Source organism: bacterium (genome assembly GCA_018830565.1).
Classification (GTDB): domain Bacteria; phylum UBA9089; class JAHJRX01; order JAHJRX01; family JAHJRX01; genus JAHJRX01.
On record JAHJRX010000003.1, the window covers coordinates 34,723 to 48,923 of the forward strand.

14 protein-coding genes and 1 tRNA gene are annotated in these 14,201 nt (G+C 31.6%); 9 read left to right on the top strand and 6 right to left on the bottom strand.

Translation table 11 applies throughout. The features are described from left to right. Position 1 precedes the first annotated feature (1 nt). From KJ849_00280 to secF, 4 genes are all read left to right on the top strand, one after another. Entirely contained in the window at positions 2–1,438 is a 1,437-nt protein-coding gene (locus KJ849_00280) for a DUF2802 domain-containing protein (protein MBU2599014.1), read from the top strand. Continuing rightward, positions 1,431–2,102, top strand: a complete 672-nt coding sequence (locus KJ849_00285) for an HD domain-containing protein (protein MBU2599015.1) — start codon at positions 1,431–1,433, stop codon at positions 2,100–2,102. Before KJ849_00280 ends, KJ849_00285 begins: the two co-directional genes overlap by 8 nt. Before the next feature lie 159 nt (positions 2,103–2,261). Then, on the top strand, positions 2,262–3,569 hold the full coding sequence (gene secD, locus KJ849_00290; GenBank protein ID MBU2599016.1) for a protein translocase subunit SecD: 1,308 nt from the start codon (positions 2,262–2,264) through the stop codon (positions 3,567–3,569). Between the two features lie 22 nt (positions 3,570–3,591). Further along, positions 3,592–4,509, top strand: coding sequence for a protein translocase subunit SecF (gene secF, locus KJ849_00295; protein ID MBU2599017.1), 918 nt, complete (start codon positions 3,592–3,594; stop codon positions 4,507–4,509). A 256-nt stretch (positions 4,510–4,765) separates the two neighbouring features. Here secF and KJ849_00300 read toward each other — a convergent pair. The 3 genes from KJ849_00300 to KJ849_00310 form a co-directional block, all read right to left on the bottom strand. Beyond that, a tRNA-Leu gene (locus KJ849_00300) sits at positions 4,766–4,852 on the bottom strand. Positions 4,853–5,023: 171 nt separating this feature from the next. Then, positions 5,024–5,446 carry a ribonuclease HI family protein gene (locus KJ849_00305; GenBank protein MBU2599018.1) on the bottom strand — a complete coding sequence of 141 codons (423 nt, stop codon included), beginning with the start codon at positions 5,444–5,446 and terminating at the stop codon, positions 5,024–5,026. A 41-nt stretch (positions 5,447–5,487) separates the two neighbouring features. Then, positions 5,488–6,207, bottom strand: coding sequence for a hypothetical protein (locus KJ849_00310; protein ID MBU2599019.1), 720 nt, complete (start codon positions 6,205–6,207; stop codon positions 5,488–5,490). A gap of 393 nt (positions 6,208–6,600) precedes the next feature. Here KJ849_00310 and ruvX point away from each other — a divergent pair, with 393 nt between their 5' ends. From ruvX to KJ849_00335, 5 genes are read left to right on the top strand one after another with little or no spacing between them, the layout of a single operon-like run. Then, positions 6,601–7,026: a Holliday junction resolvase RuvX gene (gene ruvX, locus KJ849_00315; protein ID MBU2599020.1), complete on the top strand. Its 426-nt coding sequence runs from the start codon at positions 6,601–6,603 to the stop codon at positions 7,024–7,026. Continuing rightward, positions 7,023–8,036, top strand: a complete 1,014-nt coding sequence (gene mltG, locus KJ849_00320) for an endolytic transglycosylase MltG (GenBank protein MBU2599021.1) — start codon at positions 7,023–7,025, stop codon at positions 8,034–8,036. The genes ruvX and mltG overlap by 4 nt, the downstream gene beginning before the upstream one ends. A gap of 46 nt (positions 8,037–8,082) precedes the next feature. Continuing rightward, positions 8,083–8,541 (top strand): N-acetyltransferase, encoded by a 459-nt coding sequence (locus tag KJ849_00325; GenBank protein MBU2599022.1) that lies wholly within the window; start codon positions 8,083–8,085, stop codon positions 8,539–8,541. Then, positions 8,541–9,038, top strand: a complete 498-nt coding sequence (locus KJ849_00330) for a CvpA family protein (protein MBU2599023.1) — start codon at positions 8,541–8,543, stop codon at positions 9,036–9,038. Before KJ849_00325 ends, KJ849_00330 begins: the two co-directional genes overlap by 1 nt. Positions 9,039–9,094: 56 nt before the next feature. Next, positions 9,095–10,330: a hypothetical protein gene (locus KJ849_00335; protein ID MBU2599024.1), complete on the top strand. Its 1,236-nt coding sequence runs from the start codon at positions 9,095–9,097 to the stop codon at positions 10,328–10,330. Here the strand turns inward: KJ849_00335 and KJ849_00340 are convergent. The 3 genes from KJ849_00340 to KJ849_00350 all read right to left on the bottom strand — a co-directional run bounded on the left by KJ849_00340 (position 10,277) and on the right by KJ849_00350 (position 13,767). Continuing rightward, positions 10,277–11,671 (bottom strand): phosphomannomutase/phosphoglucomutase, encoded by a 1,395-nt coding sequence (locus KJ849_00340; GenBank protein MBU2599025.1) that lies wholly within the window; start codon positions 11,669–11,671, stop codon positions 10,277–10,279. The genes KJ849_00335 and KJ849_00340 overlap by 54 nt on opposite strands. Positions 11,672–11,772: 101 nt before the next feature. Further along, positions 11,773–12,828, bottom strand: a complete 1,056-nt coding sequence (locus KJ849_00345) for a mannose-1-phosphate guanylyltransferase (GenBank protein ID MBU2599026.1) — start codon at positions 12,826–12,828, stop codon at positions 11,773–11,775. Positions 12,829–12,978: 150 nt separating this feature from the next. Beyond that, positions 12,979–13,767: an inositol monophosphatase gene (locus KJ849_00350; protein MBU2599027.1), complete on the bottom strand. Its 789-nt coding sequence runs from the start codon at positions 13,765–13,767 to the stop codon at positions 12,979–12,981. Positions 13,768–14,201 lie beyond the last annotated feature (434 nt).

Sequence of the window (14,201 nt, forward strand, 5' to 3'; positions counted from 1 at the left end):
TTTGAAAAGGTATCCTCTTATTATAATTTTATTATTAATTCTTACACCTCATTCTCTAAGAGGGATAGAAGAGTCTCCTACGAGTTTAAAAAATGAAAAAGGGGGTATTCTCTCTGGGTTTCCAGAAGTGTACCTAAGAGAAAATAGCTTTTCTTTAAAAGAACAAAAGCCGGAAATGAAATTTAATCAGAGAGAGAGAACTGAAATCAGTAATTCAGATTACAGAAGCGATCTTTTAGACTTGGAGAGAGAGAAAAGAAGAATAGAAGTTAAAGCAAGTTTTTATACTCTTCGAAATGATACCCGGCCCCTTATAGAGACCAAGATTAAAGAAGAGAAACTTGCTTTTTCTTTGCCTAAGGCCTTGGAATTTTCTGGCGAAGTTTCTCCTTTTTTAAAAGAAGTTGCTGAGCCTTTAGTAGTAGTAAAAGAAAAATACCAAAGATTGTTAGATAATTTCATAGAGAAGGTAAACTTAGAGATTAATAAGATTGAAGATAAGACCAAGAAATTAAAGAATACTTTAACTGAAATTGATTTAAGAGTGAGTCAATTAGCTAAAAGGAATTTAGGAGTATCTGAAGAGAAAAAAGCTAAAAAAGAAGCCTCTAAAAAAAAAGGGATAAAAAAGGGGATTGAAGAAGATATTGAAGAAGATATTGAAGAAGATATAAAGGAAGTAAGCATTAAAGAACCAAGTATTAAAGATATTAAAGATATTAAAGAATTAGAATTAAGTCTTAAAGAAGAGGATATTTTAAAAGAAACAAAGGAAGAAGAGGTGCCGGTAGAAGAACTTTCCTCAGGGATAAAAGAAGAAATCCCAATTACTTTAAAAACGGAAATCGAGAAAGAAAGGGAAAAAAAGGAGAGCCTTAAGGAGTGGAGAAACAAAGTAGAGATAGCTAATACCAAAAAGATCTTAATTTACTCGATAAGTTTTATCTTAGTAGGACTTTTCTCTTATTGGTGGATAAAAAAGAGAAAAGCTAAGGTTGCTAAGAAATTTTATAATAAAACAACTGCAGATACTAATGAAATTAAGAGTAAGGTTGATAATTTAGAAAGGTCATATCGGACCTTAACTGGAATAAACGAGAAACTAAATCAGGAATTACAAACTGTGGAAGAAAGAGAAAGAAAGATCGAGAGCATGCTTGGTAAAATAGATGAAAAGTTATCAAAGGTAGATACCGATCTTCTTACGGTAAAAAAAACCGAAGATAAAAGAGTAATCAAAAAGGAGCCTTTACCAACCAAAGAAAAAAAATCTTTATTACCGGCCAAACAAAGAGAAACTGATCAAGAAAGAGACCTTTTCTATGCTCAAATATATAAATATCATCACGAGGGATTAGATGTTGAAGAAATTGCCAAACTTACTAATCTAAGCGGGAGTGAAATAGAACTTATTTTGGAGTTAAAAGAGAGTGAATAAAAAGAGAGTAACCTTAGAAAAGGTTAAAGACCACCATAAGGTAAGGATATATTTAGATAAAGCCAATGAATATTTAGGAGTAATAGGCTTTACCGAACATGGAGAACGTCATGCTAATTTAACAGCTAAGATTGCTTATAATATTATAGATAGGTTAGGCTATAAAGAACCTCTGGCCGAACTATCGGCTATAGCTGGATATTTACATGATATAGGCAATATGGTCCACCGGGATTTTCATAGCCAATCAGGTGCTTTAATGGCTGCTGAAATATTATATGATTTAGGCATGCCCTGTGAAGAAGTAGCTGAAGTTATAGCAGCGATTGGTAACCATGAAGAAGATATGGGAAATCCAGTTAATCACATTGCAGCTGCGGTAATATTGGCTGATAAATCTGATGTCCATAGAAGTAGAGTTCGCACTACGGCCATGATTAAATTTGATATTCACGATCGAGTAAATTACGCTGCTCATCATTCTTTTTTAGATGTAGATCCAAAAAACAAAAATATTAACTTAAATATTACAATTGATACAAAAATATCCCAGGTTATTGAATATTTTGAGATATTCTTATCTCGAATGATTATTTGCCGCCGAGCAGCTGAATCTTTAAATTGTAGTTTTCATTTAATAATTAATGAAGTAAAATTATTATAGTAATTATTAATGAAAGTTAGACATAAGAAATAATACCGAGCAATAAAAGATAAACTTATTTGGAGTTAAAAATTAATTTGCTCTATGTCAAATTTTAATTAATGAGTATTATATAAAGTATAATAGATATATGGTTCAATAAAGAATAAAATAAAAAAGATGAAAAAAAATATCTATCCAAAGTTAATATTTTACCTTTTAGTCATTATTATGGCAGTGGTCTTAACGTATCCTCTTAAAGAGAAGATAAAATTAGGTTTAGATCTACAAGGAGGAGTTCATTTAGTCTTGGAAGTAGATAAGGATTATCTTCCTGAAGGCACAGAGCTTGGTGATGCGGTAGATAGAGCCTTAGAGATCATTAGAAATCGGGTAGATGAATTTGGGGTCTCGGAGCCCATTATTCAAAAGCAAGGGAAGGAAAAGATTCTGGTGCAACTTCCAGGTATTAAAGATATAGAAAGAGCTATTAATCTAATTGGTAAGACTGCTTTATTAAAATTTAAATTAGTCAATGAAGATAATTTAGAAGAAGCAATAGGAGGTAAAGCTTTTGAAGGCTATGAATTACTTTATCAAGAAAATGAGAACAAGAGAAAAGCTCCTCTTCTTTTAAAAATAGAGCCTGAGCTAACGGGAGCTAATTTAATTGAGGCCCAAGTAAAATTTGATCCTAATATGTTTAACCGTCCTTATATTGCTATTGAACTTGACGAAGAAGGAGCTAATAAATTTGCTGAGATTACTGGAACTAATCTTAATAAAAGATTAGCCATAGTTTTAGATGACAAGATAAAGTCAGCTCCAGTAATTAAAAGTAAGATCTCAGATGGAAAAGCAGTCATTGAAGGAGACTTCACTTTAGAGGAAGCTAGAGATTTAGCCATGGTTTTACGAGCTGGTAGCCTTCCGGCGCCCATTAAGATTATAGAAAAAAGAGTGGTAGGGCCTACATTAGGAGAAGATTCTATTAAAAAAGGAATATCAGCTGTCCTCATTGGCCTGGTAATAATCATTATCTTTATGTTAGCTTATTATAAATTATCTGGCTTGGTGGCAAGCTTAACTTTATTAGTTAATCTAGTCATTATCTTTGCTCTGATTTCTTTATTTAAAGCTACTTTAACTTTACCTGGCATAGCTGGTATTGCCTTAACTATTGGTATGGCGGTGGATGCTAATATCATCATTTATGAAAGAATTAAAGAGGAATTAAGATTAAATAGGACGATTAGAGCTTCTATAGATACTGGATACCAAAGAGCTTTTAGTGCCATTTTTGACTCAAATTTAACTACCTTAATTATTGGTTTTGTTCTCTTTGTATTTGGCCGTGGTCCTATTAAGGGTTTTGGAGTTACTCTTTCTATTGGCATTATCACGACTATGTTCACGGCTGTTTATATGTCTAAAGTTATCTTTGATTTTATAAATTTTAAATACCGTTTAAATAAATTGAGCATCTAATGATAAACAAAAGAGTGTCTTTATGATGACAAATATTGACTTTATAGGCAAGAGAAAGATAGCGATTGTGTTTTCTTTATCTTTAATTATTCTTAGTGCTTTTTTTATCTTTGTCTTTAAAGGTTTAAATTATGGTGTTGATTTCACAGGAGGAGCATTAGTCCAGATTAAATTTAAGCAGAAGATCACGGTTTTTGATTTAGAGAAGATGAGAAGTTCTTTTAAAAAAGAAAATCTTAATGTGGATATTCAATATTTAGGAGAAATGAAAAATGAGCTTATGATTAAAACAAGACTGGCTAAAGAAGGAGATGTTTCTCAAACAATAGAGAAGATTATCAAGAGAGATTTTAAGGATTTTGAAGTATCGAGAAGTGAAATGGTAGGGCCAACCATTGGCAAAGAATTAAAGAAGTTAGCTTTACTTTCTGTCGTCATAGCCAATATAGGTATCTTATTATATTTATCTTTCCGTTTTGAATACCGCTTTGCTATTGGTGCTGTGGTAGCGTTAGTTCATGATGTCTTTATTACTACCGGTATTCTTTCGATGGCTAACTATGAATTTAATAGCTCCATTATTGCTGCTTTATTAACCATTAGTGGTTATTCAGTTAACGATACTGTTGTTATCTTTGATCGGATTAGAGAAAATATGAAGACAATGAAGAAGATTAGTTTTTTAGAAATAGTCAATAAAAGCATTAATCAAACTTTAAGCCGAACATTGCTTACTTCTCTGACGGTTTTTTTTGCCACAGTTTCCTTATTTGTTTTTGGAGGAGAAGTAATCCATGGTTTTGCTTTTGTTTTTTTAGTGGGTATTATTATTGGTACTTATTCTACCATATACATAGCCTCTGCTTTTGTGGCGCAGTGGCATCTTTACGATGAAAAGAAGAAGAAACAAGAGCTTCAAATTCCAAAATATAGAAGGTAGTAGGAATACATTTACTTCCAATATAGCACTTATTAATGAAAATTTGACATAGAGCAAATTAATTTTTAACTCCAAATAAGTTTATCTTTTATTACTCGGTATTATTTCCTATGTCTATTTTTATTAATAACTACTATAAAGATTGAACTTTCCTTTCACCCACCTCGCCATTTTACTGGCTTTTAAGTAAAATTTAACTCTTCAAATTTATTTTGCCAATAACTTTTAGTGTCTTAAATCTTCTGACAAGATTTTCTGGTGCCGAAGGGGGGACTTGAACCCCCACGGAATTTCTTCCACTAAGCCCTGAACCTAGCGCGTCTACCAGTTCCACCACTTCGGCAGTATTCCTCTCCCATCTAATTCTCTCGAAGACTTAAGGCGAGGAAACGATTTTGATCATTAATATTTGGAGCTTATTTAAACTTTGGACTTGATTTGACATTTGAGCTTTGGATTTTGGATTTTTATAAAAGTTTAAAGAGAAAACTACCTGCTCATTTTTATTTTGCATTCAACCTTCTAAAGCCTTAAAAGAACAAGCTTTTTGAGCTAAGTCATTAGCTAATTTATTTTTTTGGCGAGGTAGGTGAGAAATATTAAATTCTTTAAAATTCTTAATGAATTTACCTACTTCCATAATTAAAGATTGGAGTATTTTATCTTTAACCTTATATTCTCCATTTATTTGCCTTACCATTAATTGACTATCACTAAATACTTGCACTTGGGAACAATTCTTTTTACTTGCTATTTCCAAGCCATAAATTAAAGCTTTATACTCAGCAATATTATTGGTAGTATCTCCAATGTATTTACTAAACTTATCAACTAAGTTATGGTCTTGGTCAAAAAAGATAACCCCTATTCCTCCTGGCCCAGGATTACCTTTACAAGCTCCATCGGTATAAATAATAAGCTTATTATCTGTTTCCATCTTCATCTTTCCAATATAATAATATAACACAATTTTCACATTTATTTGTTTCCATCTTCATCCTCCCAGTATAATATTCTAACACAATTTTCACATTTAATGAGATCTGAAGTAAGTTTAACTTCATTCTCAACTTGAGGAGGTAAAGCTATAAAACAACCTTGACAGATATTATTCTTTACCGGCACAATAGCTAAATTATTCTTACTCTTAAAAAGCTTGTAATATAAGTTTAATGAATATTGGTTAACTTTTTTAGAAGTAGTCTCTTGAGTCTCTTTTAAATTTTGCAAATTCTTCTTTTTTTCTTCTATATCGCGATGATATTCTCTTTCTAAGCTATTTAGTCTTTGCTCCTCTTTATTAATTATCTTTTTTTCTATCTCTAATTCTTTAGAAGAAACTTCTACCGTTTCCATTATCTCGATAATTTTATCTTCTAATCGTGATATTTCTTCCTTGGTAGATAAAATTTCATTATTTAAAGCCTCCATCTCTTTTTGAGTCTTTACCTTGTATATCTGCTCATTATATCGTTTGAACTCTTCATTTTTTACACTAAGCTTTCTTTCTTTGCTTCTTAAATCCTTTTCTATATTTTCTAACTCTTTTTCTCTCAAGTTGAATTTTTCTTTACATTTTAAAAACTCGTTTCTTAGCTTTTCCAATTCTAACGGCAATCTTTCTATTTCTGCAGATATCCTTACAATTTCCTGATCGATCTTTTGAAGATCAATAAGATATGGAATTTGTGAATTCATTAATCATCTCCTATGATAAAGCCTAATAATATACCCAAATAAATCAGGTTGGTAATTTTAGAATACAGAAGGACAGAATATTCTGAATTCTGAATACTAAGGACTTAATTTTCGCCAACTAATTTTCATTGGGTATAAATAAAAAAGTGTACTCAAGGCGAGTACACTTTAATTAAACAAAAATATTATTCTTATCAAACTAAAATATGCTTTTATTCTTATCATAAAACTATAATCGGTTAACTAACCCCCTAACACAATCTATTATAAATAATATCTAAACAGTTGTCAATAAATTCTAGATAATTTATATAAAATAATTGACTTTACTCAACTAACTCAGTAATATGTACATATTATTAATACAGGAAAATACAGGAAGTTAAACAATAGATGAGTATTATAGGTTTAGATATTGGTGATAAGACAATAGGCATTTCAGTAAGCGATCCAGGAAAGTCAATTGCTCTGGGACTTAAAACTTTAAAAAGAGAAAATATAAAAGAAGATCTAACTAAAATAAAGAAGGTTGTTGATGATTATAAAACAGAAAAGATAGTTTTAGGCTATCCTAAAAATATGGATGGTAGTATAGGCAAATCTGCTCAAAAGGTTTTAGATTTTGAAAAAGAATTAAAGAGTTTTATCGATTTAGAAACTGTCTTTTGGGACGAAAGATTGACTACCTTAGAAGCAGAAAAACTCTTAATTCACGGAAACGTCAAGAGAAAGAAGAGAAGAGAAGTTATTGATACCCTTTCCGCAGTATTGATTCTACAAAATTATTTAGATTATTATAAGAATAGAGGTAAAATGTGAAGAAGATTTTAACGATTACCTTTATTGTGACCATATTTATGATCACTATCTTTAAAGAACCCCTAGTAAAGTATCTTGGTAATTTTATAGAACAAGAAGCTATAAAGAGAAATAAAAGTTACCAAGAGTGTCTGGTCATTATTCCTCCTGGTAAAAATGTAAAAGAGATTGCTAAAATATTAGAAGAGAAAAAGATTATCTTTAGTCAGAGAATCTTTATTGCCTTAACTAAGGCATTAAACGTCGAGAATAAACTAAGAATAGGAAGATATAAACTTAATAATAAGATGCGATCTCTTCAAATTATTGAAAGATTACAAAGAGGGGGAGAAGGGTTATACAAATTTACTATTCCCGAAGGATACACTTTTCAACAAATAGCTCTCTTTTTAGATGAAAAAAAGTTGGTCGATAAAGATAAATTCTTAAGAAACTATAATAATGTATTCCTATTAAAAGAAAGAGAGAGGAAGAATTGTTTAAATTTAGAAGGCTATCTTTTTCCAGATACCTATGAATTATTATTTAGGTTCAAAGAGGTAGATGTCATTAAGATGATGATTCATCGTTTTTATGAAGCAGCCGGAGACAATTATCAAGAATTAGCCAAGAAAGCAGGAATAAGCCTGCATGAAGCCGTAACCCTAGCTTCGATTATTGAAAAAGAAGTTAAAGCTCCGGAAGAGAAAAAGATTATATCAGCAGTCTTCTATAATAGATTAAAAAAAAGAATGCCCCTTTCTTCTTGTGCTACCGTAATGTATGCTTTAGGAAAGCACAAAGAGAAGCTTTTATATGAAGATTTAAAGATTAATTCTCCTTATAATACTTATTTAAGATTAGGGTTTCCTCCGGGTCCTATTTGTAGTCCAGGCAAAGAAAATTTACAAGCTGCTGTCTCTCCTGCTCCGGTAGAATATTTATACTTTGTTTCTTTAGGAAATGGAAGACATAAATTTTCTAAGGATTACCTTCGGCATGTAAAAGCAAGAAATACTATTAAAAAATAACTGGTTTTCGGTAACTCGATCAAGCAACATAAAGGTTAATAAAAACTTGTTAAGAAGAGCTACCTCTAAAGATATACCTGAAATTCAAAAGATAATTAATTATTATGCTTCTAAGGGATATATGCTTCCCCGTTCTTTAAATGAGCTCTACGAAAATACTGGTAATTTTTTAGTAGAAGAGGAAGAAGGTAAAGTAGTAGCGTGTTGTGGTCTTTATATAGTTTGGGAGAATTTAGCTGAAATTAAGTCCTTAGCGGTTAAGGAAGAATATCAGCATAAAGATTTGGGAAAGAAATTAATTAAGGAATCTTTAGTCCAAGCTAAAAGATTAATAATTAATCAAGTATTTGCCTTAACCTTTATTCCAGAATATTTTGAGAAACTTAACTTTAAAAAAATAGACAAGGGTAACCTACCCCATAAAATTTGGTCAGATTGTATTAAGTGTATCCATTTTCCTAATTGCAATGAAACAGCGGTAGTAATTTCATTAGAGGAGACTTAATGAATGGATTAGATCTTGCTCTTTTAGTAGTTCTAAGTATCAGTGCTATTATTGGACTTTGGAAAGGAATTACCCGGGGCATATTTTCTTTAATAGCTATCATTACAGGAGTTGTGATTTCAAGTAAGTATTATCTTATTGTAAGCATCGCTCTTCATAACTATATTAAGTCTAGTCTTTGGTCGAATATAGTAAGTTTTATTATTATATTGACAATCATCACTTTAATTATTAGTCTTATGGGAACCTTAGTTAAAAGATTAATGGGCATTTTAGCTTTAGGTTGGATAGATCATTTAGGTGGTTTAGCCTTTGGAGTGGTAAGGGGGATATTGATAGGCGGTTTAGTAATTATGATGATGAATATATTTCCTATTGAGGAAGGTAAAAAAGTATTGGCCAAATCTACCTTGTCTCCTCACTTACTTCAAGTAACAAAAAATCTTTTATCCTTATTGCCAGAAGAGTTTTGTTATCCTTTTAAAGATTATCTCTAATAAAGTTAGCTAAGAAATAAAGTAAGCTAAGAAAAATAATTAAGAAAGAAAAAGTAGTGGAAGAAGAGATTAGTATTTTAGATTATCTTAAAGTTATTTATAAGTATCGTTTGGGAATTATATCTTTAGTAGTGATTACTTTATTAACTACGACGGTAATCACTCTTCGATTGCCAAAAACTTACCAAGCTACTACTACTTTGGCTGTGTTAACCACAGTTCCGATGGAGACAGAAAAAGAGAAAGGCAATAGATCGGAATATTCCATAGAAACTTATGTAAATTTAGTAAAAAATCTTACTTTTTTACAACAAATTCTTGATAAATATCACCTAGATCTTCCTCCCTTGAAATGGAATATCTTTGATTTTGAAAAGCAAATTAAGGTAGAGAAGATCTCTAATTCAAAATTAATTAAGATTAAATTTAGTTTTAATGATCCAGAAAAAGCAAGGTTAATTTTACAGGATATTGCTGAAAGAGCGGTGATTTTAAATCAAGATATTATTAAAAATACCACTAAAGATACCAATAAGTTTTGTCAAGAACAACTTCAATTAGCTTCCAAAAAATTAGAAAAAGCAGAGAAAAATTTATTGGAATTTAATTGTAGTTCTAATTTAAACTCAATTAGTAAAGAGATGGAACTTTTAATTACTACCAAAGGTGAGCTAAAGACAAAGTATGATAGGACTTGTTTAGAGATAGAAGAAAAGGAATCTCGATTAAAGGAAGCAGGTTTTCAAATTAAAGATGAAGCCAAGATAATTTTTCTCAAGAAATCAGTTGCTGAAGACCCAAGTATAGCCAATTTAATGAATCTCCAAAAGAATGAAGAGATTAAATCTTTACAATTAAGTACTGAAACTATAAATCTTCTTTATCAAGACTTAAGAAAATTAATGGTCGATACTTCTATTGATTTAAAAGGCCTTTATGCTAATAAGAAGAGTATGGAAAATAGTTTGAAGATTAACGAAGAAAGGCTTTCTAAAGTTCAAAGTAAGGTTGCCCAGGTAAAGAGCAAAAAAGAAGAATTAGAAAGAGATTATAATTTATCAGAAGAGAATCTCTTAAATATCTCTCAAATTTATAATAAGAATGAGTTTAGAATGGCTTCGGTCATGGATAACTTAAGAATTATTGATTATCCTATCAAGCCAATTTATCCTTCTTCTCCTAAGGTAGGAATAATTATAGGAATGGCTTTTTGTCTTAGTTTATTTATGGGAATATTCTTAGCTTTTATTAAAGAGTGGCTTCATAAGGTAAGTTTTAATGAGATAAGATAAATGATCTTCCACTGTCTTTCTCATCTCCTCAAGATCCTTTTCCAAAGCAGCTTCAAACCTCAAGACCAGGGCAGGTTGGGTATTAGAAGCTCTAATTAATCCAAAACCACCAGGAAACTTAATGCGGGCTCCATCTATCTCAATAACCTCATAATTTCTTTTAAAGTGCTCTTTTATCTTCTTCACTATCTTAAATTTTAAGTAATCAGGGCAGTTAACCCTAATCTCTGGAGTGTTAAAAGTAGTGGGCAGGTCAGCTAAAAATTTAGATAACTTCTTCTTATTTTTTTTTAAAACTTCAATTAATCTACAAGTGGTGTAAATCGCATCATCAAAGCCAAAATAACGATCCGCAAAGAAGATATGACCACTCATTTCCCCTGCTAAGACAGCTTTTTCTTCTTTCATCTTAGCCTTAATTAAAGAATGGCCCGTCTTCCACATTATCGGTATTCCCCCATGTCTTTGAATGTCCTGATATAAAAGGTCTGAACATTTTACCTCCCCAATAAATTTAGCACCAGGAATAAACTTTAGTATTTCCCGAGAAAAGATCATCATTAATTTGTCTCCCCAAATGATATTCCCCTCTTCATCAATCACCCCAATTCTATCGGCATCACCATCATAAGCAATACCTAAATCAGCTCCTTCTTTTAAAGTTACTTGGATTAAGTCTTGCAAATATTCAGGCACCGTAGGATCTGGGTGATGGTGAGGAAAACTACCATCAGGTTCAGTGTAAAGTTCTATTAAATGACAGTTTAAGTTTTTAAGAATTTTTGGTACTACTAGCCCGGCGGTGCCATTACCACAATCAATAACTATTTTTATTCTACGATCATTGCTTAAATCCTTAAAACAATCAATAAGATATTGAGTATATCTTGAAATAATATCAATTTTAACTACTTCTCCTTTTCCTTGTTTGAAATTTCCTTCTTCCGTTACTCTTAAAATTTCTTGAATCTTCTCTCCGTAAAGGGCTTCTTTTCCTAAGCATAGTTTTAACCCATTGTATTCTGGAGGATTATGACTTCCGGTAACCATTACTCCTCCTCCTACCTCTAATTGATGAAGAGCAAAGTAAAGTGAGGGAGTAGGGCAGATTCCTAAATCTAAAACATCTAACCCAGTAGAAGTAATTCCTTTAATTAAACTTTCGGCAAGTAAAGGAGAGCTCAATCTTGTATCTTGACCGATAGCTATCTTGGTAATCTTCTCCTCTTGAGCTATCGAGCCATAAGCTTGACCAATCTTGAATGTTATTTCCTCTGTTAAGTCAACACCTGCTACTCCTCTAATATCGTATTCCCGAAAAATATTTTTCTCTATTTTCATGCCAGCCATACCTTTCTACAAATACTTGATAATTTTCTCTTTAAGTCCAATTAAAATCAACAAGATCGGCATTCGACAGTTGCTCTTTATCTTTTGCATCTTTACAAATATTTTATCGTCTTCTCTTCTTTAAGTCTGTCTACAATCTTTTTTACTTCCTGAGATTTATCCTTAGGACATACCAGGATAGCATTTTTGGTAACTACCACCACTATATCTTTTAAGCCTATGGTGGCTACTAATTTTTCACCCCCATAAATGATAGAATTTTGGCTATTAATATCAATGATATTAGCTCCTACCATAATATTACCTCTTTGATCTTTTTCAGCAACTTCATCTAAAGCCGCCCAACTTCCTACATCATTCCAACTAATATCAGCAGGAATAACCAAAGCCTTATCGGTATGTTCCATAACGGCGTAATCAATAGAAATAGCTTCTACTTCAGAGTAAAATTTCTTTAATCCTTCTTTTTGGCTGGAAGCATTCCTTAAGATATTTAATCTTTCATCCAGAGAAGGAAGATATTTCTTTATTTCTTCTAAGATTATCTTAGCTTGCCAAACAAAGATTCCTCCATTCCAGAAATAATTTGGGTCTTTTAAATATCTTTTAGCAGCATTAAGATCGGGTTTTTCAGTAAATCTTTTTACTTTAAATCCAAAAGAGATCTTCTCCCCGCCTTCAATATAACCATACCCTGTTTCTGGTTTATTGGGTTTTATGCCAAAAGTAACTAAATATCCAAGACGAGCTGCTTCTGCTGCTTGTCTTAGTAATCTTAAAAATTCTTCCTTTTTTTGAATAATATGGTCAGCAGGAAGCACCACCATTATTGATTGAGGATCAATTTCATTGATATAGAAAGCCGAAACAGCAATAGCCGGTGCCGTATTTTTACCCACAGATTCAATAATAAAGTTCAAGTTCTCTTTTGGACAGATCTCTTTTAATTGAGCTTTTATCTTCTGGAGATGTCTTTTATTAGTTACTACATAGATATGGTGAAGAGGAATTAAAGAAGAGATACGTAAAACTGTATCTTGAATCATGGTATTATTGCCGACAATTTTAAGTACTTGTTTAGGGGATGACACTCGACTTAAAGGCCAAAATCTTGTTCCTTGACCTCCAGCCATAATTATTGCATACATAAATTACCTTCCTTGGAAATATATCCAATGAAAATTAGTTGGCGAAAATTAAGTCCTTAGTAGTCAGTAGTCAGAATTCAGAATATTCTGTCCTTCTGTATTCTGGATTCTGAAATTGCCAACTTGATTTATTTGGGTCTAGTTATTGTTTTAAGTAAGTAAGAGAGAGCTTAATGGGTCTAAAACTTCCTTATGAAGTAATCCATTTGAGACTACAAACCCCTTGGTATTAGTAGTCCATCTATTTCCCTCAAAATCTGTAGCCAATCCACCTGCTTCTTCTACCAGAAGAAGGCCAGCCGCAAAATCCCATACTTGATCACTAAATTCTATTTCTAGATCTACTTTGCCTTCCGCTAAGTAAGTCAAACTACGAGCAGTAGAACCAAACATTCTTAAATTAAAAACCCTATCAACAAGAGTATCAAGAGAAGAGAGCATAAGCTTTTTATTAAAAGTTAACCGACTGTCAAAGATAAGAGTAGCTTCTTTCAACTTTTTCTTAGTAGAAACCTTAATCTTCTTTCCATTAAGAAAAGCACCTCCCCCTTTTTCTCCTACATAAAACTCTCCTGTTACTGGCATATATATAACTCCAAAAATTACCTCTTCTTGGTATTCCAAAGCGATGGATACTCCAAAGATCTTTATAAGATGAATATAATTATGGGTTCCATCTAAAGCATCTATTATCCATCTAAAATCAGAAAGAGAAGAAGGATACTTACCTTCTTCTCCTAAGATATTATCTTCTGGAAAATCTTTCTTTATTAAACTTACTATCTTTCCTTCTGACTCTAAATCTACATTACAAACTAACTCTCTTTTTTCTTTAGAGTTAACAAAAGAAATCTTACCAAAATTATTTATTAAGATTTCTCCAGCTTGTTGAGCAGCTAAAATAGCTAAATTCTTTCTCTCTTCAATCTTTAATTCCATCTTTCTTTTTTCCTTGTTTTTATTTTAGACCCAATAAAAATTAGTTTGCGAAAAATTCAGCTTTCTATAAGTTAAAAATTCTCTGTCAGTAAACTCTTAAGCTAATGGTTTTCTGAAAAACTATGGACAATCATCTAAAGAAAAATATACCATAGCTGATATAGATATGTCAATCCATTCAGTCGAAGGTTGAGCAATTCTCATTATAAGATTTTACATAAGATTTTACAAAACAGATTAACCACTTTGTCCCTTTCCTTTCCTTAAATAGTAAATTGGTTTTCATTAACTAATCGGCAAAGGGGCATATTTGTGTAATACCAAAATGAAAATGTCCTAATCTGGCAAAATGAAAATGTCCTGTTTAAGGATGTAAAATATCCCTCAAAAAAGGAGGGAGAAATGGAAGAAAAGGACATTTTCGAAATGAGCAA